Genomic DNA, 24,891 nt, shown 5'->3' on the forward strand with positions numbered 1-24,891 from the left:
AATAACCCCCGCTTTTTATCTTAATTTTTTTATTCGGTCACTCTGGCTGATAATATCTGTAACTCTCACACCAAAGTTTTCATCAATGACAACCACTTCACCCTGTGCAATTAAACGGTTATTCACCAGAATATCAACAGGTTCACCTGCCAGTTTATCCAGTTCGATAATTGAACCGGAAGACAATTCAAGAATCTCCTTTACGGAACGTTTGGTCCTTCCCAGCTCGACCGTTACCTGAAGCGGTATATCCAAAAGCATATCTAAATTTTTTGTTTCTGTCTCCTGCATATGGTATGGTTCAAAACTCGAAAAGGCTGCCGGCTGTACATTCGGCTGCACTCCATTTGCATAAGTGCCTCCGAAATGCTGCGGTCCGGAATGCTGAGCCTGGTTTTGAGCAGGCGGATAGCTTTGAGGGTTTGTTGCCTGACTCATTACCGGCTGCGAATATGCCGGCTGCTCTCCGGAATAACTCGTTTGAGTATAAGCCTGAGCTAGTCCGCCTGTGTGTGATTCAGGTTTATGATCATAAGAAACCTGGCTTTCCTTATAATCGTGCTGTGTTTGCGCCGCTGGCTTCTCTTCAGAGAAAGTGCTATTTTCTGAAAGATCCTGACCCGGATTTAATAATTCATTTACAAGGCTTTTGCCAAATTCAAAAGGAAGCAGCTGCATAATATTCGAGTCAATCAGACTGCCAATTTTCAAACGGAAAGAAATTCTTACAAGCATGTCATCAGCCGGGACTCGATCGGCACCTTCTCCCTGAGGCAAATCAAGAATATCGATTGCCGGCGGTGAAATATCTACCTTTTTACCAAAGATGGTTGACATAGAAGTGGCTGCAGAACCCATCATCTGGTTCATTGCCTCCTGAACGGCGCTTAACTGAATCTCCCCCATTAGGTCAGCCGGGCTGGTACCATCGCCCCCAAGCATTAAGTCAGCAATGATGGCTGCATCTGATTGCTGAATTACAAGCAGGTTGCTTCCAAAGAAGCCTTCCGTATAATTCACCTGAATTGCTACATAAGGATGCGGGAATTCATCAGCTAATTTTTTGCGCAAAACAACTGATACAGCAGGTGTAGTGATATCAACTTTTTGATTTAACAAAGTAGACAAAGCTGTTGCAGAGCTTCCAAATGAGATATTGCCGATTTCACCCAGAGCATCCTGCTCCATATGGGACAAATAATCCTCAGTTTGAAAAAATGCCTCATTATAACTGTCTGTTTCGTCACTGTCGTCTGCTGCTCCCCTTAATAGAGCATCAATTTCATCTTGCGAAAGCATATCATCACTCATCATCCTCATCTCCCCCTTTCACAGTGTCTAAAATTTGCACTGCCATTTTTCTATTCATTTTTCCGGGCTGTCCGATGAATTTTGGGATATTGCCGACTTTTATTGTAAGAGCCTGGTCAATCCCCTGGTTTAACTCAATAACATCTCCAATATCGAGTGTTAAGAAATCCTGTATGGCTATGTCAGAACCGCCGAGCTCACATATGACCGGTACTTCGGCTTTCTGAATGTTTCGTTCTAGCCTTGCAATGACCTCCGGTTCCCTTTCCTTTTTGTCCGTCTGCATCCAATAATGTACAGACAGCTTAGGAATAATGGGCTCAAGAACAACGTGAGGAATACAGATATTAATCATTCCGCTTGTTTCCCCAATGATCGTATTTAGTGAGATTACGACAACTGTTTCATTTGGAGAGACCATTTGCAGAAATTGCGGATTTACCTCAAAATCAGATAATATCGGATCAATGTCAGCGATTGTACTCCAGGCTTCCCTTAAGTTTTCAAAGGCCCTTTCAAATGTAGCTGACATGATTTTTGTTTCAATTTCTGTTAAATTATCAATTTTATTAATGCTTGTTCCTCTGCCGCCCATCAGCCTGTCCATCATGGCATATGCGACGTTTGGGTTCACTTCCATGAGAATTCTTCCATCCAGAGGGGGCACTTCAATTACATTCAATATGGTCATTTTCGGTATGGACCGTATAAATTCTTCATATGGTATCTGGTCTGCAGAAGCAACCGAAATCTGCACATAGGTCCTCAGCTGCGCCGAAAAAAAGGTAGTTAGAAGCCGGGCAAAATTCTCATGAATTCTCGTTAAACTTCGTATTTGATCTTTAGAAAATCTTAATGCTCTTTTAAAATCATAAACTTTTACTTTTTTCTCAGTTTGTTCCTTTTTCAACTCATCTGCATCCATTTCTCCGGTAGAGAGAGCCGAAAGCAGGGCATCAATCTCGCTCTGCGATAAGACCTCACCTGACATGAATCCTCACCTCCATTTATTGCTGTTAATTATTTGGTTTTCACTGGAGGAGAGATTCAGTTATGTACACCTGTACGATCTTTCCTTCTTGCATTAAACCGTTTATCTTAGTTTTCAAATCTTCCTGCAGCTTGATTTGGCCTTCTTTCCCCTGTATATCCTCTGCTTTCATTTCGGACAATTCCTGAATGATGAGGTTTTTAACCTGAAAATCTCTTTTTTGCAATTCCTCTTTTGCTTTTTTGTTTTCAGTCTGGATTTTAAAAGAAATCCTGATATAATCATCACTCGCTAAATTAGCTGTAACTTGCGGAATATCCACAGAGGCCTCCAGCACTTCATCAATGGTCGGCTTTTTTGTTTCATTATCACCCGAAAACTTCATTACAAGCACCAGGGCAATAGCTCCTATAAGCGTGATTGCTACAAGCATCATTAACATTATCATTAACAGCTTATTGTTCTTCATTTTCATTTCCCTCCGCCAGCTGCTGCCCCAGTAGATTAACAGATTGATAGAATTCTAAAATCGATTGCATGACTCGATCTTCAGATTCCTTTACAACATACTTCTTCCCATTCGTGAGCGTAATTGTCGTATCTGGAAAAGACTCTACTGTTTCTATGTACAAAGCATTCAATACAAAAGTTTTGCCGTTCAGGCGAGATACTTTAATCAATGTTTATTTCAGGGCTAAAGATCCTGTACCTTCAGCCCTGGCCCTCCTTTAGATTAACGTTTTAAATTAACAAGCTCCTGCAGGATTTCATCTGATGTTGTAATGATTCGTGTGTTTGCCTGGAAACCGCGCTGTGCTGTGATCATTTCAGTGAATTCTTCTGACAGGTCTACGTTGGACATTTCCAGTGTACCGGAAACGAGTACTCCTGCACCGTCTTCTCCCGGGGTTAATGGGACTGCATCACCTGAGTTTACAGTGTCCTTATAGAGATTATCTCCAAATTTTTCAAGACCGCCATTATTATTAAAGCGTGCTATTCCAATTGGTCCGGCAGTCTGCAGTGTATCGTTCCCGTCTATTAAGAAGTTTATAGTTCCATCATTTGATATACTTAAACTCTTAATTACGGTAGCATCCCCTCCATTTAATCGGATAGCTGTCCCATCAGCTCCTTTTACTTTATCTCCTGATGCTGTAACCAGGTTTGCATCATCATCCAGATACAAATTTCCAGCGCGGGTGTAATAGGTGTTATTCCCTCGCTGAACCATTAAATAGCCATCACCTTGAATCCCTATATCCAATACACGGCCAGTAGTTTGTAAACTCCCCTGTGTATCAATTGTATCAATTGAGGATAATTGAGAACCAAGGCCAACCTGCTTAGGATTAATACCGCCTGAATTGTCTCCACTGCCTGTTGCACCTGAAATAGTCTGACTCACCATATCTTTAAAGTTAACCCGACCCTTTTTATATCCAAAAGTATTAACATTCGCAATATTATTCCCAATAACATCCAGCTTTGTCTGAAAGTTTTTCATTCCGCTTATTCCTGAATACATTGAACGTAACATAAGTAAGTTGCTCCTCTCTTTATGCTGCTTCTGTCAGTCCGCAGCTTAGGCTTCCTTATACGGTCCAGCCTAGTTATTATCCAGTATTATGGTTCCATTAATATTTGTGAATATTTGGTTTTTAGCTTCTTTGCGATCCATCGCAGTAATCACTGTATTATTCTTTGCACTTACAATAAGTGCTGCATCTTCAAGCAATACCAGTGATTCTTTAACACCCATCTGCTTAGCTTCCTGTACTTTCTCTTCAATTTGCCCCCATCGCTCTGCATTAATATCTATACCTCTCTGTTGGAGTCTCTGTTTTGCATGCTTACTGACGATTAATTGGGACTCGGTCCGCAAGGCTGTCTGGAGGTGGGCAGAGAATGTATTTTTTGATGGCTTTGAAGTTTGAACGGCATTCCCTTTTGGTGTAATTACCGGCTGGGTGTGGATCGGACGAAAAATTAGTTTATCCACCCACTCACTTCCTTTTATTCATTTAGTTGAGAAATATTTGCTGGTTCTAGCTCCGTCCCATCATCCAAAATAAATATTGCAGAATTATTCTTATACTGGATAGAGACTACTCTTCCAGTTCCTTCTTCTATACTTGGATCCTGGTTTGGTTCACTTGATTCGGTCAATTTATGCCAGGTTACATTTTTCCCCAGAAAGTTATTGTATGTCATCAGCTGGTTCTGCTCTTGAAAAGCCAATAACTTCTCCATCGTCTTATTCATATTGGTCATCTGCTCCAAAGACGAGAAGGTTGCCATTTGCGCAATGAAGTCCTTGTCCTGCATCGGATTCATAGGATCCTGGTTTTGCAGCTGTGTCATTAGAATCTTCAGGAAATCATCTTTGCCTAATATATCTGAGCCGGTTTTTCGGGTTTGGCTTTGGTAGTTTGATAGCATTAGGGAAGGATCTATTGTATTTGCCAATTACTATCACTCCTATGCTTCTGTATTAAGAAGTGCTTCTTCAAAAGAGCTGTTAAATTCTCTTTCAGGCTGCGGATTCTGATCATCCTTGTTCTGCTGCCTCTGTTCCTGCTGCTGGGGATCTTTGTTAAAAGACCGATCCTGCTGCGTCATTTGCTGAGAGATTTCTATTCTCTCAATCTGGATATTTTGTGAACTGAAGGCCTGCTTCAATCCGTTAATATGTGAATCCAGAATTTCTTTTGCTGCTCCGGAGGAAGTAAGTATCCTCGCAATCATCGCCGAGTCCTTTTGAATAAGTTCTATTCGCAGCGCTCCTAGATGGTCAGGGTTCAGCTTAATAAATAACTTTTGTGTCCCTCCCGTTTTGAGGAAGCTGCTCCTTGATAATATGTTTTCAAATTGCTGCATAAGCTGGTCTGCACTTAATGTCTTTCCCTGAGGATTCAGGAGAGTCATCTGTTCAGGTTTTGAAAAGGATGGAATCTGAATAAATCCCTGTAAACCAGTTTCTGCTCTGTGTACGATTTTAGCAGCAGTCTCACCCGCGGGTTCTTTAGCTGCATTATTTTGTTGTTTTATAGAGTTTAATTCGCTTGCGAGCGGGGTGAAAATCTTCTGTAAAATACCCTCTCTATTGTTTATCAGACTCTCAATTCTCACTTGAACATCTTTCAGGAAATCTTTCAGGTTTAGTTTACTAGTGTGAAAGTCTTGTTTCGCAGAAAGCAATTCATACAATTTCAGAACTTTCAATGCCCCGCTAAGATCTTTCCCCTGCAAGTTGATGCCTTCGTTTTGTTCAAAATTGGAGATTGCGGATATTAAAAAACGGATTTTATTTTCTGCATCTATATCTTGTTCGGGATATACATCCTTAAGCTTTACTTCCGGCAGAACCTGTTCAATAAAACCTTCAAGCATCTGCACCAATTCTTCCTGTGAAAGATCCAGCTGCTCTGAAATGATATCAATAATGTCAGTTTCATTTTGAAAGGAAATCTTATCTAGCAGCTCGCTTCCGTTTTCTGCTTCCGTGATCTCACTTACTTTTAGAAATTCAATAATTTCTTTTAACTGTCCGATCTCATTTTCATCTGCTGGAGAAGTTAAGCTTTCTCCTTGCGGTTTGGCGGTTCCGGTTAAAGCGAAGAAAAGACTTCCAAAACCACTGCCCGGTGCATCCTGCAGAGATAATTTATCTTCGGATGAATATTGTGACTGAATGAATCCTAATCCTCCGATTTGCACCTATTTCACCTCCTTTCAGGATTTCTGTTAATTATTTGATCCGCCTGCTTTTTTAGCAGCTGTCAGGAGTGCTGTATAACGTGCGGCATCTTCGGGATTCATCTTTTCCATAATGTCAGCCAGCGTATCAGAATTAACATTTGCAAGGATTTTTACTGCTTCTTCATCCTTCATCTCACTTAAAATGGGTGCTGCTTTTTTAGCAGAAATGTTTTCATAAGTCTTTACGATATCTTTAAAGGCCCGCTTGTTCTCTTCCTTTATAGCCGTAAGCTCGCTGATTTCTTCCTCCAGTCTCTGCTTTTCGAGCCCTGCCCTTTCTATTTCCAGCTCTTTGCTGTCAAGCTGGCTTTCCAGCTGAGATATTCTTGCTTCCCGATCTTTAACTTCTGCCTGCATTCCGATGAGCTGCTCTTCCATAACTTCCTGTGAACGGGAGTTCTTATCATTAAAAACTGAAGCTAGAAATGGCACTTCCTGGCTATATTTTTTGGCTGTTTCAAAAATATTGTTTCCTGATAGCGTGAAAACCAGCAGGGCTACGGTTATTCCGAACAGAATCGGAATTAAGAAAGCAAATATAAACCATTGAAACCGGCTAGTTTTGCGTGTCTCTTGTTCTTCTGGTATTTTTTCCATTTAACCACCTAATTTCCCCGATTCATATACAGCTGAATCGAGATATCATCCATTTGCCTTCCTTCTGCTTGCTTCATGCTTTCCAAAAAGCCTGCTAAATCTCTTTCCTGCATTTTTTCAAACTTCTTTACTTCAATATTTTTTTCCATTAGTTTTTCCTGCTGAAAATTCATTTGGCTTCTTGCATTTGCCACCATCTTTTGATAATGGTCAATTGTTTTCTCAAGGCTGCTCACAAAATGCTGGTGATGCCTGATTTCCTGAACCGGAAGTCCTTCAGCCAGTCTTGATTGCTGATATTCTTCCAGATCTTCTTTCTTTTTCAGCAGATCGTACAGTTTCTTTGCAGTTTCTTCAAATCGTTTTACAGCCTGATTATATACATCAAATGCCTGATCTTTTTCTCTTTCTTTAATCGTCAGGATTTTATTGAATTTAAATTGGTACTGCATTTTTTATTCCCCTTTTCCAGCTAATCCCTTTAATTGGCCAATGCTTTCCAAGATAGAAATTTTTTCGTTCGTTTCTTGTTTCAAAAAAGAGATGATCGAAGGATATAATCTTATGGCTTCATCTATTTCCATCGATGAGCCGCGTTTGTAGGCTCCAATATTAATTAAATCCTCTGCATTGATATATGTGCTCAGCATTTCTCTTACCTTTTCAGCTGATTTAACATGAGATGCATCTGCTATATGATTCATTACACGGCTTACACTTTTCAAGACATTAATAGCTGGATACTGCCCCTTGTTCGCTAATGACCGGTCAAGAACAAAGTGTCCATCCAATATTCCCCTGACAGTATCTGCGATTGGTTCATTCATATCGTCGCCGTCCACCAGTACGGTATAAAATGCCGTTATAGAGCCGTATTCGTTTGTACCTGTTCTTTCAAGCAGCTTAGGTAGTACAGCAAAAACAGATGGCGTATAGCCTTTAGTTGTTGGCGGTTCTCCTACTGCAAGGCCGACTTCCCGCTGAGCCATTGCCACCCTGGTTACTGAATCCATCATTAACATGACATTTAAGCCTTTGTCCCTGAAATATTCAGCAATTGCTGTGGCTGTGTATGCCCCTTTAATTCTCATGAGTGCCGGCTGATCAGACGTAGCTACAACCACTATGGATCTTCTCAGCCCTTCCGGCCCCAGGTCTCTCTCAATAAACTCCCTTACTTCTCTGCCCCTCTCGCCAATAAGGGCAATCACATTTAGATCTGCATTAGTATTGCGGGCTATCATTCCAAGAAGAGTGCTCTTTCCAACTCCGCTTCCTGCAAATATCCCGACCCGCTGTCCGTTTCCCACAGTCAGCAGACTGTCGATCATTCTTACACCTACTTCAATAGGTTCAGAGATCGGCGGTCTTTTCAGAGGATTAGGAGGAGTTTGTTCCGTTAGGACTGGCGTCAGCCCTTTTGGGAGCATGGACCCATCTAGAGGCTTTCCGAGTGAGTCTATTGCCTGTCCAATTAGAGCCGGGCCTATCTTCACCTCAAGAGGTCTCGAGGTTGTCTCGACAAGAGAGCCTGGTGAAATATCCTGTACATCTGTATAAGGCATAAGTATCACATTCTCATTCTTAAATCCGACTACTTCCGCCTGGATCTTTCTTGTGTGTCCTTTGCCGATATGAATAATACATACATCCCCAATAGAACTTTCCGGGCCTTGGGACTCAATCATCAGACCCACTACTCTTTTTACTCTGCCAAAACGCTTAAAGCTATCAATTTTTTCTATCTCGCTGATCAGCTGTTCAAGATTCAATTTGGTTCACTCTCCAGCATCTCAAAGAGTTTTCTTTTTATTTCTTCAAGCTGGCTGTCAACACTGGCTTCAATTCGTCCGTTGGCTGATTCAATTATGCAGCTTGTATTACTTAGTTCCTCATCCGGATAAATATATAAATCTGTCTCTTTAGGAAATACCCGGATTAGTTCTTCCTTATGGGATAGAAGCAAATCATAGTACATTGGGTGTACATGGAGCTGAATCTCAGTATATTCTCTCGCTTCTTTTAAAGCCCTTTTTACTATAGAAAGGAATTGGTCACTATTCTGTTCAAGTGCTTCGCTGAGTATTTTCCCTGCAACCTTTAATCCGATGTTCAGAATGGTCCGTTCAGATGATTCGATGTGCTGCTGATAATCATGTTTGGCAGTGTTTACAACTTCTCTTGCCATATGAATCAGTTCACTGTATTCCCTGTGACCGCTTTGTCTGCCTTCATCAGCTCCAGCAGCAAACCCTTTTATTCTGGCATCTTCAAATATTTTTTGTTTTTCCTGTTCAAGCGCCATGCGCTGTTCGTCCATTTGCCGGGCCACATTTTCAGAATCTATTCTTGCAGCGTTTACAATCCTCTCAGCTTCTTCATGAGCGCTGTTCAGCATGGCTTGAATCTCTTCATGGGGGCTAGCCGCACTCTGCTCCACTGCCTCTTCAATAGGGTTTGAATTGCTTTGCATCAGTCTGATCGAAATGACTTTCTTTTCTTCTTTCGGCACTGCGGGAGAGTATGATTTTATTAGCCTAGACAATAATATCATCTCCTCCGCCGCGAGCGACGATGATCTCCCCTGATTCTTCCAACCTGCGGATAATGCCAACTATTCTTGATTGGGCTTCTTCAACATCTCTTAATCTCACAGGACCCATATATTCCATTTCATCTTTGAAGGTTTCAACCATTCTTGAAGACATATTTTTAAAGACGATTTCTTTGACTTCATCACTCGACACTTTCAATGAAAGCATAAGGTCCTCACTTTCACAATCACGGATAACGCGCTGTATAGCGCGGCTGTCCAGGGTAACGATATCTTCAAACACAAACATTCTCTTCTTAATTTCCTCAGCAAGCTCTGGATCCTGAATCTCCAGTGCATCCAGAATAGTCCTTTCTGTTGCACGGTCAACTCCATTTAGAACATCGACCACCGATTCAATGCCGCCGGTCTGAGTATAATCCTGAGTTACAGTAGAAGACAGCTTTCTTTCAAGAATCTGTTCAACTTCATTAATAATTTCAGGAGATGTACTATCCATAACAGCGATCCTTCTTGCAATATCCGCCTGCATTTCCTGCGGCAGCTCTGACAGAATTTGCCCGGCCTGCGCTGGATCAAGATATGACAATATCAAGGAGATTGTCTGCGGATGTTCATTTTGAATAAAATTAAGAATTTGTGCCGGATCAGCCTTTCTCGCAAAATCGAAAGGTCTTACCTGAAGAGAAGAAGTCAGCCTGTTAATAATGACTGAAGCCTGCTCTGTACCGAGTGCTTTCTCGAGAACTGTTTTTGCGTAACCGATTCCTCCCTGTGTAATATAATCCTGCGCCAGGGCAATTTGATGGAATTCTTCAAGGATTTCTTCTTTTGCAAACGAATCAACTTTTCGGACCCCTGAGATTTCCAGGGTCAATTTTTCAATTTCTTCCTCGCTTAAGTGTTTATAAACAGAGGATGCAACATCAGGACCAAGTGAAATAAGAAGAATAGCCGCTTTTTGCTTACCTGTGAGTTCTCTTTGTTCTTTTTTTGGCATTTTTCACCCTCCTTAATCTTCTGCGATCCATGTGCGAAGAAGCTTCGCAAAGTCTTCAGGCTTTTCCTTTGCCATTTTCTCCAGCTGTTTGCGCCTCATTGTACTCTCTGTTTCATGCTCATCATTAACATCCGGAAGGCTGAATGTCTCTTGTGCTTCTAATTCCATCTCCTCTTCTTGTTTCTGCTTCTTTCTCGCTTTTGCAAAAAGGAAGATTAATAGAGCGATAATTAACAGCAGTATTCCCCCGATTGCATAAATCCACCAGGGAATGCTGGTGCTTGTCTCATCAGGAAATTCAACTTTTCCGTTGAAAGGCTGTACTGAGACGACAATCTTATCCTGAATTGCCTCATCAGTTAATTCATCAGCTGCTGCATCTTTATTAATAGTCGTACGAACTACAGTCCCGAGGATTTGTGTAATATCATTTATTCTTTCCTGCGGAAGTGATGCAGGATCATCCGCTGTCGGTGGTTCCACCATTACCTGGATTCCTAAATCCCGGACTTTATATGGGCTTTCAACGATCTCTTTGCGGATTTTATTAACTTCATTATTAATAGTCTCTTCTATTCGTTCATAATCCCCGTTGGAATTTCCGTTTTCCTGATAAGTAGCAGCATCAGTGCCGGCAGGTTCATCGCTGCCGCCAGCAGGAGTAAATCCGCCTGCAGGATCACCGTTTCCAGTAAACGTTTCCGTAATCTTTTGAGCACTGATAGCAATACCTTCCATATTTTCTTCATCAACAGGTGTAACCAGGTTTTCTTCCCTGTTTTCCTGGGTAAAGTCAATATCGGCGGTTACAGATACAACCACCTTATCCTGTCCCATTAAAGTGCCCAGCATATTCTGCACCTGGCGCTGAACATCACGCTCGATTTCTTTTTTAATTTCATGCTGTGCCGCAAAAGTACTTTCAGGTGAATTTTGTTCATTTTTTAAATCAAAATACTCAAAGAACTGGTTGGTAATGACGATATTATCAGTGGGAAGATTTGGTATGCTTTTCGCAGCCAGGTGATAAAGCGCCTGAATTTGCGATTCTTCAAATTGATGACCTGGTTTTGTGTTAAGGACAATAGAAGCAGAGGCTTCCTCTGAAGGATCATTTACAAAAATGCCTTTCGCCGGAAGGTTAATCATTACCTTGGCGTCGTTGACTCCATCGATCCCTTTCATCAAGTTCGCAAGCTCCGTCTGCATTGCTTCCAGCTTCAGTACATTGAACTCGTTTTCAGTCATGCCAATTCCGGCATTTTGGCTGAAAAATGAATAATCAATGCTTCCTGATTTAGGAATTCCTTCTGCTGCCAGTTCTACTTTCAGGGTATCTACTGACTCTTCAGGTACTTTAATGGTTGTTCCGCCATCTGCTATTTCAGATACAATTCCTCTGGTATCGAGACTTTCTTTTATCGTTCCAGTTTCAGAAGGTGTCAGGTTGCTGTATAGAGGAACGAGATTGGTCCTGGTACTAAAGAAAGCTGCAGCTGCAATCAGCAATAAACATAATACAGCGGCACTAATCATAGTTGTCTTTTGTTTTTTAGACCTGCTCCCCCAGTATTCTTTCAAGTTGCCAATATATCTCTGTAGCGTTTCTTTCATCACAATCCTCCGGTTATTCTGTCTTAGCTAATAACCGCCATGACTAGTTTTTAGCTTTAATCATTTTCTTCAATAAAAAATTGAAAAAACCTCACTAATAAGCGGATTCTTTCAATTTTCTAAGTTTTTTCAGTAGAACAGCTGTAATATTAAACCTGCATTCTCATAGCTTCCTGATAAGCTTCAATTACTTTATTTCTGATTTCGAGTCCAGCCTGCATTGTAATGCTCGCTTTCTGTGAAGTAATCATCACCTGGTGAAGATCAATATTTTCTCCCCTGGCAAGTTTTTCAGTCATAGCATCTGACTGTAGCTGTGCATCATTTATTTTTTCAATTGATTGCTTCAAGACCGACGAAAAACTTTGCTGACCATCGAAAGATGTATATGTATGAGTCTTTTGATTTTCACCAGGCTTTAAAGCATTCACTGGCATAAAAGTTACATTATTCATTTAAGGTTCTCCTTATTTGCCGATTTCCAAAGCTTTCATCATCATCCCTTTAGAAGCATTAAAAACCGTTACGTTCGCCTCATATGACCTGGTGGCGCTAATAAGATCTGTCATCTCTCGTAAAGGGTCGACATTGGGCATTTCAACATATCCGTCTTCATTCGCATCGACATGGGAAGGATCATAAACCATTTTAGTTGGGGTCACTCGATCTTCTACAATTCTTGACACCTTTACCCCATTACCTGCTGAAACTCCTCCTTTTCGGCTTATGGCCATATTTAAAAAGGATGAGAACTGCCCTTCTCTCGGTTCCAGTACTACTGATTTCCTTCTGTAAGGTCCATCTCCATTTATACTTCTTGTAGAATCCGCATTGGCCATATTTGAAGAAATCACATCCATGCGGAGCCTTTGGGCAGTTAGTGCCGATGCTGTGTTGTTCATACTATGAAACATAGACATTACTACTTGCCTCCCCGCAATACATTCTGCAGACTGGAAAACTTGCCGCTTACCCGTTCAACAACTGCATTATAGTAAATCTGATTTGTAGCCAGATCCGCCATTTCCTTATCTAAATCCACACTATTGCCATTATGATTGTAAGAAGTATCAGGTCTGGTCACTATCCCTTGCCCTGAGGATGAACCATTTTTAAAATCGTAATGTCTATAATCACTTTTGTTCGCATCCAATGAGTCATTTAAAGCGCTCTTGAAAGCAGCTTTAAAGCTAGCATCTTTTGCTTTATAGTTTGGAGTATCAGCATTTGCAATATTTTGTGAAATTACTTTTTGTTTAAGAGAAGAATAATTCAATGCTTGTTCTAATGTTGATATAGTGCCGGAAAACAGCTTCAATCATAACACCTCGAATAAAAACAAAATTTTTACATGGTAATTATTGTAGAAATTTGGTGATAATGGACAAAATATGTCATCATAAACATTATTGTAATGAATATGAAATAATATGTCTATGTACATAAGGTTAATTTTAATGATTCTTTTGACCTATTTTCGACAAATCTTTTAAATATGCTGAAAGTTACACAAGTTAAATTGTAATAATTACCAGAATCAACTTATTCTTTATTCCTTCTGAATTTTTCTCGCTTTTTCTTTTCCGGTTCTTATGGACTATAATTTTGAATGTCTTAATTAAAAATTATGTAATCTATGACTAATGAACTTATAAATTTTGTTTAAAATACATAAATTTACCAATTTTAATCGTAATAATTTTGTAACAAAAAAAAACCCGCCACTAAGGGACGGGTTTTCAGATTTTATTAATTGGATTTTAGCTTCTCCAATTCAACCAGGAACTTGTCATTTAGGACTTTGATATAAGTACCCTTCATTCCTAAAGAACGGGACTCAATAACTCCTGCACTTTCCAGTTTTCTTAGGGCATTTACGATTACAGAGCGGGTAATTCCTACACGATCAGCAATTTTTGACGCAACAAGAAGTCCTTCGTTGCCGTTAAGCTCTTCAAAAATATGCTCGATCGCTTCAAGCTCGCTGTAAGAAAGAGAACTGATTGCCATTTGTACAACAGCTTTGCTGCGAGCTTCTTCTTCAATTTCTTCCGCTTTTTCACGCAGAATTTCCATACCAACTACAGTAGCGCCATATTCAGCAAGAATTAAATCATCATCATGGAACTGTTCCTGTAATCTCGCAAGAATAAGTGTGCCGAGACGCTCACCGCCGCCGATGATTGGAACAATTGTAGTCAATCCACTAGCAAAAAGGTCCTTGTTTTCAACTGGGAATGCAGTATATTCGCTTTCCATATCAAGGTTTGATGAAGTTTCCTGGATGTTAAATAAGTTTTTCGTATATTCTTCAGGAAACTGACGATCTTCAAGCATTTGCTTCATGCGCTCATTTTCGATTTGCTGGTTTACTGCAAATCCAAGCAGTTTGCCTCTGCGGCTTACTACGAAGATATTTGCTTCGATTACATCACTAAGTGTTTCTGACATTTCTTTGAAGTTAACCGGCTTTCCGGCTGCTCTTTGAAGCATTGCATTAATCTTTCTTGTTTTTGTTAATAAATCCATTGTATTTCCTCCTATTTGCTGCAACCCATAAACATATATTTTGTTAAAATTTAATATCTTATTGCTTCTGTTTGAATCAAACGTCATTTTGACTTTTTTCAGGATTCACTTTCCGTTACCCTTTGACCTTAGCTTTTAAACTATGAGGTCATAGTATAAACTGGCTTAAATCCTTATTGCGGGAAATGGCTCCGAGCTTTTCCTCAACATACTGAGGGGTAATCGTGATTTTTTCCATGGTGATGTCCGGTGCTTCAAATGATAAATCTTCGAGCAGCTTTTCCATGATTGTATGAAGACGCCTTGCACCGATATTATCTGTATTTTGATTAACTTCGAAAGCAAATTGAGCAATCCTACGAATAGCATCGTCAGAAAATTCAATTTGTATACCTTCAGTTACCAATAATGCTTCATATTGTTTAATTAAGGCATTGTCGGGTTCCACAAGTATTTTGTAGAAATCTTCAACAGTTAGCTTTGTAAGCTCCACACGGATCGGAAAACGCCCCTGCAATTCAGGAATAAGGTCAGAAGGCTTTGCCATATGGAAAGCTCCTGCAGCAATAAACAATACATGGTCCGTTTTAACAGAACCGTATTTGGTTACTACTGTTGAACCTTCCACCACCGGCAAAATATCTCTTTGAACCCCTTCCCTTGAGACATCTGCTGATGAACCGCCGCTGTTTTTGCTGGCAATTTTATCGATCTCATCAATGAATATTATTCCTGACTGTTCAGCACGGAATACAGCCTCCTGACTGACTTCATCCATATCAATCAGCTTTTGGGCTTCTTCATTTGTCAGGATCTTTCTGGCTTCACTTACAGTCAGTTTTCTTTTTTTCCTTTTCTTTGGCATAAGGCTGCTGAGGGCATCCTGCATATTCATGCCCATTTGCTCCATCCCGGAGCCCTGCAGCATGTCAAACATGGAAGGCTGCTGCTCTTCCACCTCAACTGTAATCACTTCATTTTCCAATTCGCCAAGTGCAAGCTTTTCTTTTACAATCTTGCGCTTTTCCTGGAGGTTTAAATCTTCTGTCTGATACGTATCCTGCTGCTGATCATTACCTCCGCCAAATAGCATTTCAAGTGGATTTTTATAATTAGCGGCCTTTTTGGCACCAGGTACAAGCAGTTCAAGTATGCGGCGGTTGGCACTTTCTTCTGCTCTTTCCTTTACACTGGCCATCTTCTCTTCTTTTACCAGACGGACGGATGTTTCCACAAGATCTCTGACCATAGATTCAACATCCCTGCCCACATATCCTACTTCAGTGAATTTGGTTGCCTCCACTTTAACAAATGGTGCGCCTACCAATTTAGCCATTCTGCGCGCAATTTCAGTTTTTCCAACACCAGTTGGGCCGATCATCAATATATTTTTAGGATTTACTTCTTCCCGCAATTTTTCTTCCAGCAAGCTTCGGCGATAACGATTTCGAAGAGCTACCGCAACTGCTTTTTTTGCATCCTTTTGACCGATGATATATTGATCCAAGCGCTCAACAATTTGGCGCGGAGTTAAGCTTGTTCCTTTACCCATTCAACAGCACTCCTTCATTAGAGTTCTTCCACAATGATATTGTGGTTTGTATATACACATATTTCGGCAGCCATTTCAAGTGAGGCCTTGGCAATTCCTCTTGCTGACAAGTGTTCGCCTGCGAATCTTTTTAAAGATCGTCCGGCTGCAAGAGCATAATTGCCTCCTGATCCAATAGCCAAAATTCCATCATCCGGCTCAATAACTTCACCTGTACCGGAGATTAGCAGCAGACTATCCTTGTTCATAACGATAAGCATTGCTTCAAGCTTGCGCAAAACCTTGTCGCTTCTCCATTCTTTTGCTAGCTCCACAGCTGCTCTCTCAAGGTTGCCATTATACTCTTCAAGCTTTCCTTCAAACATTTCGAATAACGTAAATGCATCGGCAACTGAGCCTGCAAATCCAGCAAGCACCTTCCCATTAAAAAGCTTTCTGACTTTTCTTGCAGTGTGTTTCATTACAACTGCATTTCCAAAGGTAACCTGGCCGTCGCCAGACATTGCACATTCTCCATTATGATGCACAGCAAATATTGTTGTTGCATGAAATTCGGACATGAAAGACTCCTCCTTTGGAGCATATTGCCTTTGATTTTTTTCTGCAGACTATTCGTTAATGGCTGTTTTCCGCTACGCCCGCGGATGATGGGCCATATAAGTTTTTTTCAAGTATTCATTCGTTACATGTGTATATACCTGGGTCGAAGATAGAAATGCGTGTCCAAGCAATTCCTGGACTGTTCTCATATCAGCCCCATTAGCCATTAAATGCGTCGCAAATGTGTGGCGAAGCATGTGGGGGTGAATTTTGCCTGTTAAGGATGATTTCTCTATGATCCGGTCAAGAATAGTCCTGATTCCCCTTGCTGTAAGAGGACCGCCACGGGCGTTCAAAAACAAATTTTCCTGCATGTTCCCATTTGCAAGCAATTCTTTACGGCCATGGTTTATGTATGTGTCAATTGCGTCCTGGGCGAAGCTGCCGAAAGGAACATACCGTTCTTTGCTGCCCTTTCCCCGTACAAGAACAGTTGATAAATGCATATCCAGATCTTTTAAGCGGATTTGACTGCACTCACTTACACGGATGCCCGTTGCATATAATAATTCAAGAAGGGCTTTATTTCTTTGCCCAAGAGGAGTGCTGGATTCACAAGCATCAAAAAGCTGTTTCATTTCCTCTTCATAGAAAAATTCCGGCAGCTTTTTCTGTGCTTTCGGAATGGAAACAAGTGCGAAAGGATTCTCAGCGACTATCTCTTCTCTTAGCAAAAATTTAAAAAAACTCCTTAGGCTTGATATCTTTCTGGCAACAGACTTGCGTGACATCTTTCTTTCGAAAAGATTAGTAAGATATATCCTGACATCCTGATACTCGACTTTTGTTAAATCTGAAATGGCTTGTTCAGACATGAACATAAAGAAATCACTTATATCATGCTGGTAATGTTCAATAGTATATTGTGAATAATTTTTCTCGATTTGTAAATATTCAATAAACAACTTTAAAGAAACGTTCACATTTTCAGACATTAATTGTTCACCTCGGCATGGGCTACTAAATAGTATCACAACTCAGCAGCCCACGCAACATAATTTACAAATTTTTCACAAAGTTCTGAATTGTTCCCAATGCTCTTTCTGCATGTTTTTCATTTCTTTCTTTTTTTCCTCTAATTTTTTCAGGAAGATCTGGGAATAAACCAAAATTAGCATTCATAGGCTGGAAACTCTTCGGGTTTGCTGTAGTAATATATCGAGCCATACTTCCAATCGCCGTTTCATGAGGAAACTCTATTGGATCTTCTCCTGCAACAAGCCTTGCAGCATTGATGCCTGCCACAAGTCCGCTGGCTGCAGATTCCACATACCCTTCAACTCCGGTCATTTGTCCTGCAAAGAATAAATCATCCCTATTCTTGAACTGATATGTTGCACGAAGGACTTTTGGAGAATTGATGAATGTATTCCGGTGCATAACACCATATCTTACTATCTCAGCATTTTCAAGACCAGGAATCAATCGGATTACTTCTTTTTGAGGACCCCATTTCAGATGTGTCTGAAAACCTACTATATTGTAAAGAGTTCCTGCTGCATCATCCTGGCGAAGCTGGACAACTGCATATGGCCTTTTTCCTGTTTTAGGATCTTCTAAACCAACAGGTTTCATCGGGCCGAAAAGCATGGTTTTCTTCCCCCTGTTTGCCATCACTTCTATTGGCATACAGCCCTCGAAAAAGATTTCCTTTTCAAATTCCTTTAATGGAACTGTTTCCGCTGAGGTAAGAGCCTCATAAAAGCGGTCAAATTCTTCTTCTGTCATTGGACAATTCAGATATGCCGCTTCTCCCTTATCATAACGTGATTTCAAATAAACTTTATTCATATCGATTGAATCTTTTTCGAGAATTGGAGCAGCCGCATCATAAAAATATAAATAATCTTCCCCGGACAGCTCTTTTAATTTTGCGGATAAAGCTTCACTTGTGAGCGGTCCAGTGGCAATAACAGTTGGCCCTTCCGGAATATCTGTCACTTCTTCGTTTATTACTGTTACGTTCGGATGGTTTTTGACTTGTTCGGTTACACGGGCAGCAAAATCATGGCGGTCAACTGCCAATGCGCCTCCGGCAGGAACTGCACTGCTGTCAGCTGAATGGATAATGACAGAATTCAGCTTTCTCATTTCTTCTTTTAATACCCCGACTGCATTTGTTAAAGTATTTGCACGCAGGGAGTTGCTGCAGACAAGTTCTGCAAATTTATCAGTGTGATGAGCAGGAGTCTGCCTTACAGGCCTCATTTCATATAGATTTACCTTTATTCCCCTGCTGGCAAGCTGCCAAGCAGCCTCACTGCCTGCCAATCCTGCGCCAATTACATTCACTGCTGTATCTTTCATAAATTGAACCTCCATATATACTTATGATGACGATATCATGAATAATTTATATTTATTAAAAACAGTCTCTCTTACTTTACCCTGTTCTTATTCATTTTGCCATTTTACAATACGATTTAAAAATAAAAAAGTTTCATGAACTAATTTCTTTGAAAATAGCCAGACTGGAAGTATTTTGGATGCTCATCCCTCAATAGAAAAGAGTGAGCATTTAAGCTCACCCTTAACTTTGCTTTTCTTCCTTATAGTCGCATTCAACACACTGAACCTGAACACCTTTTTTGAGTTTTTTCTCAACCAGCAGGTTATCACATTTCGGACAGCTTCTCGGCAGGGGCTTATCCCAAGAAATAAAGTCACATTCAGGGAACCTGTCACAGCCGTAGAAGATCCGGCGTTTTTTGCTTTTTCTTTCAATGATATTACCTTCTTCGCACTTTGGACATTTCACACCGATATCCTTGACAATCGGTTTAGTATTGCGGCAGTCAGGGAAATTGCTGCAGGCCATGAACTTTCCATAGCGTCCCATCTTGAACACCATAGGATTGCCGCATTGTTCGCAATCCTCACCGGCAGGTTCATCCTTAATTTCTACTTCCTGCATTTCCTTTTCCGCTATTTTAAGATTTTTTTCAAAATCTATATAGAAATCATCTATGATCTGTACCCAGTTGACTTTGCCTTCTTCAACATAGTCCAGATCTTTTTCCATTTTTGCGGTAAACTCGATATCAAGGATCTCAGGGAAGAATTCCATGATTAATTCTAGAACGATTTCACCCAGTTCGGTCGGAATAAAACGTTTATTATCAAGAGCAACATAGCCCCGTTTCTGGATTGTATCAAGTGTCGGTGCGAAGGTGGATGGCCGCCCAATCCCCTGTTCTTCAAGTGTTTTTACCAGCCTTGCCTCAGTATACCTTGGAGGGGGCTGTGTAAAGTGCTGTTTAGGTTCGATGTCTTTTTTAAGGACTTCATCCCCTTCCTTCAGATCAGGGAGCATATTATCTTTTTCCTCCGACTGGTCATCAGTGCCTTCAACATATACTTTCATGAATCCTGGGAATTTCACTTTTGAGCCTGTTGCCCGGAAGATCACTTCACCATTTTTCAGATCGACACTCATGGTGTCCATAACCGCTGGTGCCATTTGGCTTGCAACAAAGCGTTCCCAGATAAGCCTGTATAATCGCAGCTGATCACGCGACAAGTATTCTTTTAAACTTGCAGGCGACCTTAATGTGCTTGTCGGGCGGATGGCCTCATGGGCATCCTGGGCATTGCTGTTTTTCTTTTCTTTTTTCTTTTCACTCTGCAGGAACTCTTTCCCGTAAGAGCTTTGAATATAATCTGCAGCTTCACTTTGTGCAATTTCGGATATGCGTGTTGAGTCGGTTCTCATATAAGTGATTAAACCGACAGTTCCTTCCTTGCCGAGTTCAATTCCTTCATATAGCTGCTGTGCAAGCATCATCGTTTTCTTGGCACGGAAATTTAATTTTCTTGCAGCTTCCTGCTGAAGTGATGACGTAGTAAAAGGGGCTGCAGGATTCCGCTTTCTTTCCTTCTTGGTGACCGATTCCACCTTGAATTTATTGCCCTTCATTTTACTTAAAATATTTTGAACTTCGCTTTCCGACTTCAATTCCACTTTTTCATTCTTAAATCCGTAAAATGATGCATCAAAGGCTGTTTTTCCTTTAAGGAACTCTCCATCAATGGACCAGTACTCTTCTGGTATAAAGTCCTTAATTTCCTTTTCACGGTCGATGATCAATCGGACTGCAACAGACTGGACTCTCCCCGCACTTAATCCTTTTTTCACTTTCTTCCATAGTAAGGGGCTGATATTATAGCCGACCAGTCTGTCCAGCATCCTTCTTGCCTGCTGCGCATCAACAAGATCCATGTTGATTGGCCTTGGATGCTTAAAGGATTCTTTAATGGCATCTTTAGTGATTTCATTAAAAACAACACGGCAATCCGACTTAATATCCATATCCAGGCTATGTGCCAAATGCCAGGCAATAGCTTCCCCTTCTCTGTCGGGGTCAGCCGCGAGATAAATTTTCTTAGCTTTTTTGGCCGCTGTCTTAAGCTCCTTTAAAACAGGGCCCTTTCCGCGAATTGTTATGTATTTGGGTTCAAAGTTATTTTCCACATCAATGCCCATTTGGCTTTTGGGAAGATCCCTGACATGTCCCATGGAAGCTTTTACTTTATATTTTTTTCCTAAATAACGCTCAATCGTTTTTGCCTTTGCAGGTGACTCAACGATAACAAGAAACTCTGACATCAATAGTCCTCCTTGAGAGGGAATTTTAAAACATCCAGGCAAAATCTTTTTGAAACACGGTATTTTTCACCTGCTAAAATTGCCTGTCTTCTTTATCTATATCAATAGAACAGCCTCATAATTGCATGTGTATTGAAATATTCATTATTATTCTACATTCTATTCAAGTTTGTCAAACTTAATCGGATTATTTCCGCAACCGTTTCCAAGAAAAGATCCTAAATTAACTAACTAAGCATTCTCTTACTTTTGTTCATACCTGTTGCAAAATGTATAACAGTTTTAATAGAATTTCAACCTTTTTGTAAAAAATCCTTTAAATAAACAAATTTATTATGACTGATGAAAGATTAGGAGCCTTTAATTTATATCAAGGCTCCTTTTTTATTTGACCTGATCAGTAAGGGAACTCCTCTAAGATTTCTTCAGCTGATTTAACCAGTTTGGCGCCTTGCTGAATTAACTCATTGGTTCCACATGAGAATGGGCTGAAAATATTCCCTGGTACCGCAAACACTTCCCGGCCTTCTTGCACAGCATAGTTAGCTGTAATAAGAGAGCCGCTTTTGCTTTTCGCCTGAATAATCAGTGTCCCTCTGCTAATACCGCTTATGATTCGGTTTCTCATTGGAAACTGCCATCTTGAGGGCCTTGTGTCTGGCGGATATTCAGATATAACCAGATGGTTTTTCATCATTTCATAAGCAAGCTTCTGATTTGCCTGTGGATAAATATGAAACAGGCCCCCGGCTATGACACCGATTGTTTTTCCTTTATTTTTTATTGCTTCCTTATGCGCAATGGCATCGATGCCGGCCGCCAGCCCGCTTACAATAATAACCCCACGGTCAATAAGCTTGGGGAAAATGGACTGAATGGCTTTTTCGCCATACTCTGTTGCCTGTCTGGACCCAACAACGGCCAGATGAACTCCGCTATTCAAAAGACGGGTATCGCCTCGGGCATATAAAACCCAAGGCGGCTGGTATGTTTCTTTTAGCAGAACTGGATATTCCTCGTCAAAAATTGTAATGGCTTTAATGCCATTTGGTGAGTATTGGCGAATTTGTTCCTCGATTCGATCAGAATGGAGATCCTGAAGTGCATTGGAAAGTGCTTCCTGAGTGGTGATTACCTGGGGCATAATTCGGCGGGGTGCATCATTATACAGAAATTTCAATTCGGGATCTGTTTTCAGAATGTAATAAATCATCTTCCAGCTCATTCCTCTGCAGTGGTGGAGATGGGTGAGCCTCATATTAAATTCATTCATGGGAGCCTCCTGAAATGTTATTAAAGTAGACGGGGGTATGTGGGGGATGACCGGATTTGACAATGCAGAAATAGTCCCTCATAAAGAGGGACTATTCTTAAGTTATTCGAAAAGATTAGTGTGTTTTACACTGGTCATAAAGGCCTTTTTCTTTTAGAACCTTAATCAGGGTTTCACCCATTACGGATGGAGTATCAGCTACCTGAATTCCGCATTCATTCATTACACGGATTTTTTCATCAGCTGTTCCTTTGCCTCCTGAAATAATTGCTCCGGCATGGCCCATACGCTTTCCTGGAGGTGCAGTGCGCCCTCCGATGAAGCCTACAACAGGCTTGGTCATGTTCTCTTTAACCCATTCTGCAGCTTCTTCTTCAGCAGTTCCGCCGATTTCACCAATCATGATGACAGCATAAGTTTCAGGATCTTCATTGAATGCTTTTAAAACATCAATGAAGTTTGTTCCGTTAACCGGATCTCCGCCGATTCCAACAGCAGTAGATTGGCCGATTCCTTCCTGTGTCAGCTGATGTACAGCTTCATAAGTCAATGTTCCGGAACGTGACACAACTCCAACATGGCCTTTAGTGTGGATGTAACCAGGCATAATGCCGATCTTACACTCTTCAGGAGTGATAACACCCGGGCAGTTAGGACCTACAAGGCGTGTCTTCTTGCCTTCCATATAACGCTTAACTTTAACCATATCCAACACAGGAATATGCTCAGTGATACAAATTGCAAGATCTAATTCTGCATCTACAGCCTCAAGAATAGCATCTGCAGCAAATGGAGCCGGAACATAGATTACGGAGGCATTTGCACCTGTTGCCTTAACCGCTTCCTCCACTGTATTGAAGACAGGAACACCCTCTACTTCAGTACCGCCTTTACCCGGAGTTACACCGCCGACAATTTGCGTTCCGTATTCAAGCATTTGCTTTGTATGGAAGAGGGCTGTTGAGCCGGTAATCCCTTGAACTATAACTTTAGTGTCTTTATTAATAAATACGCTCACATTAATTCTCCTTCCTGGTCTAAAGAGTGCCGTCATATGCTCATAGGCTTTAATCAAAAACTGAAGATCGGTTTCCGCTATATGCCTTTAATGCTGAACGGCCGCTCATTTTTAATTCTTAGCCTACTAAAGAAACAATTTTTTGTGCGCCGTCAGCCATGGATTCAGCTGCGATAATATCGATATCGGCTTCAGCAAGAATTTTCTTGCCCATTTCAACATTCGTGCCTTCCAGACGTACAACTAATGGCACATTCAAGCCTACTTGCTTCGCTGCTTCCACTACACCAGTGGCGATGATGTCGCACTTCATGATTCCGCCGAAGATATTTACAAAAATACCTTTTACGTTTTTATCAGAAAGGATGATTTTGAAGGCTTCTGTTACTTTCTCAGCTGTTGCTCCGCCCCCAACATCAAGGAAATTGGCCGGGTCTCCGCCATAATGCTTAACGATATCCATAGTAGCCATCGCTAAACCTGCACCGTTAACCATGCAGCCGATGTTTCCATCAAGGGAAATATAGCTTAGGTCATATTTTGATGCTTCGATTTCCTTCGCATCCTCTTCTTCAAGGTCACGTAGATCCATGATATCTTTTTGACGGTAAAGGGCATTCCCATCAAAGTTCAGCTTAGCATCCAGAGCCATAACCTTGCCGTCGCCAGTTACAACTAATGGATTGATTTCAGCAATAGAGCAATCCTTTTCAATATAAGCTCTGTATAAGCCCATCATGAATTTAACAGCTTGTCCGACAAGCTTTGATGGAATATTGATATTAAAAGCGATTCTGCGGGCCTGGAATGCTGTTAAACCAAGAACAGGATCGATTTCTTCCTTGAAGATTTTTTCTGGCGTTTTTTCAGCCACTTCTTCGATTTCTGTACCGCCCTCTTCTGAAGCCATTAATACTACGCGAGATGTAGCTCGGTCCAGTACAAGGCCCACATAATATTCCTTCTTAATGTCACAGCCCTCTTCAATAAGTAAACGCTTTACTTCCTTGCCTTCCGGGCCTGTTTGATGTGTAACAAGTGTTTTTCCTAAGATTTCACCTGCATATGTACGAACTTCGTCAAGATTTTTGGCAACTTTTACACCGCCAGCTTTACCGCGTCCTCCGGCATGGATTTGCGCTTTAACCACACACACCTCAGTGCCAAGTTCTTTCGCAGCTTCAACAGCTTCTTCAACTGTAAATGCAACTTTTCCGTTCGGAACGGCTACCCCGTATTGTCTGAGGACTTCTTTACCTTGATACTCATGTATATTCATTTCCCATCCTCCTATCTAACTCTTCAAAAAAATAGACTGCGCTTTCATTTTATTAAATGACACAACCCTTGTCTACCATTTACTCTAAAATATTATATTTCTTTAAAAATTATAAATATTGGGCAGTGCAAAAACCCTGTTATCATAGTGGATTTGAACCTAATCTCACAGGAAAATATTTTATTAAAATAAAGAAAAAACTGCC

General features: G+C 40.9%; 26 protein-coding genes. All 26 read right to left on the minus strand.

Going from position 1 to position 24,891, the window contains the following annotated elements; translation table 11 throughout:
• Window positions 1-15: 15 nt before the first annotated feature.
• Window positions 16-1,314 (minus strand): flagellar motor switch phosphatase FliY, encoded by a 1,299-nt coding sequence (fliY, locus tag AC3WTL_RS07655; RefSeq protein WP_222496982.1) that lies wholly within the window; start codon window positions 1,312-1,314, stop codon window positions 16-18.
• On the minus strand, window positions 1,304-2,302 hold the full coding sequence (fliM, locus tag AC3WTL_RS07660; RefSeq protein ID WP_222496985.1) for a flagellar motor switch protein FliM: 999 nt from the start codon (window positions 2,300-2,302) through the stop codon (window positions 1,304-1,306). The genes fliY and fliM overlap by 11 nt, the downstream gene beginning before the upstream one ends.
• A gap of 40 nt (window positions 2,303-2,342) precedes the next feature.
• Entirely contained in the window at window positions 2,343-2,771 is a 429-nt protein-coding gene (gene fliL, locus AC3WTL_RS07665; protein WP_248346938.1) for a flagellar basal body-associated protein FliL, read from the minus strand.
• Window positions 2,758-2,982 (minus strand): flagellar FlbD family protein, encoded by a 225-nt coding sequence (locus tag AC3WTL_RS07670; protein WP_197214863.1) that lies wholly within the window; start codon window positions 2,980-2,982, stop codon window positions 2,758-2,760. The genes fliL and AC3WTL_RS07670 overlap by 14 nt, the downstream gene beginning before the upstream one ends.
• A gap of 53 nt (window positions 2,983-3,035) precedes the next feature.
• Complete coding sequence (gene flgG, locus AC3WTL_RS07675; protein WP_222496987.1) at window positions 3,036-3,842, minus strand: flagellar basal body rod protein FlgG; 807 nt, start codon at window positions 3,840-3,842, stop codon at window positions 3,036-3,038.
• A gap of 69 nt (window positions 3,843-3,911) precedes the next feature.
• Entirely contained in the window at window positions 3,912-4,304 is a 393-nt protein-coding gene (locus AC3WTL_RS07680; RefSeq protein ID WP_248346937.1) for a TIGR02530 family flagellar biosynthesis protein, read from the minus strand.
• Between the two features lie 14 nt (window positions 4,305-4,318).
• Window positions 4,319-4,771, minus strand: a complete 453-nt coding sequence (gene flgD, locus AC3WTL_RS07685; protein ID WP_248346936.1) for a flagellar hook assembly protein FlgD — start codon at window positions 4,769-4,771, stop codon at window positions 4,319-4,321.
• A 12-nt stretch (window positions 4,772-4,783) separates the two neighbouring features.
• Window positions 4,784-6,022: a flagellar hook-length control protein FliK gene (locus AC3WTL_RS07690; RefSeq protein ID WP_248346934.1), complete on the minus strand. Its 1,239-nt coding sequence runs from the start codon at window positions 6,020-6,022 to the stop codon at window positions 4,784-4,786.
• Between the two features lie 27 nt (window positions 6,023-6,049).
• Entirely contained in the window at window positions 6,050-6,661 is a 612-nt protein-coding gene (locus AC3WTL_RS07695) for a MotE family protein (protein ID WP_222496993.1), read from the minus strand.
• Window positions 6,662-6,669: 8 nt separating this feature from the next.
• Window positions 6,670-7,113, minus strand: a complete 444-nt coding sequence (gene fliJ / locus AC3WTL_RS07700; RefSeq protein ID WP_048009024.1) for a flagellar export protein FliJ — start codon at window positions 7,111-7,113, stop codon at window positions 6,670-6,672.
• Window positions 7,114-7,116: 3 nt separating this feature from the next.
• Window positions 7,117-8,433 carry a flagellar protein export ATPase FliI gene (gene fliI, locus AC3WTL_RS07705; protein WP_248346932.1) on the minus strand — a complete coding sequence of 439 codons (1,317 nt, stop codon included), beginning with the start codon at window positions 8,431-8,433 and terminating at the stop codon, window positions 7,117-7,119.
• A complete protein-coding gene (fliH, locus tag AC3WTL_RS07710; protein ID WP_248346930.1) occupies window positions 8,430-9,215 on the minus strand; it encodes a flagellar assembly protein FliH in 786 nt (261 codons plus the stop codon). Before fliH ends, fliI begins: the two co-directional genes overlap by 4 nt.
• Window positions 9,199-10,215, minus strand: coding sequence for a flagellar motor switch protein FliG (fliG, locus tag AC3WTL_RS07715; protein WP_048009027.1), 1,017 nt, complete (start codon window positions 10,213-10,215; stop codon window positions 9,199-9,201). The genes fliH and fliG overlap by 17 nt, the downstream gene beginning before the upstream one ends.
• A 12-nt stretch (window positions 10,216-10,227) precedes the next feature.
• Window positions 10,228-11,829, minus strand: coding sequence for a flagellar basal-body MS-ring/collar protein FliF (fliF, locus tag AC3WTL_RS07720; protein WP_248346928.1), 1,602 nt, complete (start codon window positions 11,827-11,829; stop codon window positions 10,228-10,230).
• 149 nt (window positions 11,830-11,978) lie between these two features.
• A complete protein-coding gene (gene fliE / locus AC3WTL_RS07725) occupies window positions 11,979-12,284 on the minus strand; it encodes a flagellar hook-basal body complex protein FliE (RefSeq protein ID WP_222496997.1) in 306 nt (101 codons plus the stop codon).
• A 12-nt stretch (window positions 12,285-12,296) separates the two neighbouring features.
• The gene (flgC, locus tag AC3WTL_RS07730; protein ID WP_222496999.1) at window positions 12,297-12,749 is read right to left on the minus strand and encodes a flagellar basal body rod protein FlgC; all 453 of its coding nucleotides are present in this window, start codon (window positions 12,747-12,749) and stop codon (window positions 12,297-12,299) included.
• A gap of 2 nt (window positions 12,750-12,751) precedes the next feature.
• Window positions 12,752-13,147, minus strand: a complete 396-nt coding sequence (gene flgB, locus AC3WTL_RS07735; RefSeq protein ID WP_248346926.1) for a flagellar basal body rod protein FlgB — start codon at window positions 13,145-13,147, stop codon at window positions 12,752-12,754.
• A 431-nt stretch (window positions 13,148-13,578) separates the two neighbouring features.
• The gene (codY, locus tag AC3WTL_RS07740) at window positions 13,579-14,358 is read right to left on the minus strand and encodes a GTP-sensing pleiotropic transcriptional regulator CodY (protein WP_035328947.1); all 780 of its coding nucleotides are present in this window, start codon (window positions 14,356-14,358) and stop codon (window positions 13,579-13,581) included.
• Between the two features lie 148 nt (window positions 14,359-14,506).
• Entirely contained in the window at window positions 14,507-15,910 is a 1,404-nt protein-coding gene (gene hslU / locus AC3WTL_RS07745) for an ATP-dependent protease ATPase subunit HslU (RefSeq protein ID WP_222497001.1), read from the minus strand.
• A gap of 17 nt (window positions 15,911-15,927) precedes the next feature.
• The gene (gene hslV, locus AC3WTL_RS07750) at window positions 15,928-16,470 is read right to left on the minus strand and encodes an ATP-dependent protease subunit HslV (protein ID WP_048009033.1); all 543 of its coding nucleotides are present in this window, start codon (window positions 16,468-16,470) and stop codon (window positions 15,928-15,930) included.
• Between the two features lie 72 nt (window positions 16,471-16,542).
• Window positions 16,543-17,445 (minus strand): tyrosine recombinase XerC, encoded by a 903-nt coding sequence (xerC, locus tag AC3WTL_RS07755; RefSeq protein WP_048009034.1) that lies wholly within the window; start codon window positions 17,443-17,445, stop codon window positions 16,543-16,545.
• A 64-nt stretch (window positions 17,446-17,509) separates the two neighbouring features.
• Window positions 17,510-18,817 carry an FADH(2)-oxidizing methylenetetrahydrofolate--tRNA-(uracil(54)-C(5))-methyltransferase TrmFO gene (trmFO, locus tag AC3WTL_RS07760; protein WP_048009035.1) on the minus strand — a complete coding sequence of 436 codons (1,308 nt, stop codon included), beginning with the start codon at window positions 18,815-18,817 and terminating at the stop codon, window positions 17,510-17,512.
• Between the two features lie 223 nt (window positions 18,818-19,040).
• Entirely contained in the window at window positions 19,041-21,116 is a 2,076-nt protein-coding gene (gene topA, locus AC3WTL_RS07765) for a type I DNA topoisomerase (protein WP_197207374.1), read from the minus strand.
• A 397-nt stretch (window positions 21,117-21,513) separates the two neighbouring features.
• The gene (gene dprA, locus AC3WTL_RS07770; protein WP_197248021.1) at window positions 21,514-22,389 is read right to left on the minus strand and encodes a DNA-processing protein DprA; all 876 of its coding nucleotides are present in this window, start codon (window positions 22,387-22,389) and stop codon (window positions 21,514-21,516) included.
• A gap of 115 nt (window positions 22,390-22,504) precedes the next feature.
• Window positions 22,505-23,407, minus strand: a complete 903-nt coding sequence (sucD, locus tag AC3WTL_RS07775; RefSeq protein ID WP_035328940.1) for a succinate--CoA ligase subunit alpha — start codon at window positions 23,405-23,407, stop codon at window positions 22,505-22,507.
• A gap of 118 nt (window positions 23,408-23,525) precedes the next feature.
• Window positions 23,526-24,686: an ADP-forming succinate--CoA ligase subunit beta gene (sucC, locus tag AC3WTL_RS07780; protein ID WP_048009038.1), complete on the minus strand. Its 1,161-nt coding sequence runs from the start codon at window positions 24,684-24,686 to the stop codon at window positions 23,526-23,528.
• Window positions 24,687-24,891: the final 205 nt, after the last annotated feature.

Source organism: Cytobacillus sp. EB106-05-05-XG126, assembly GCF_058791715.1.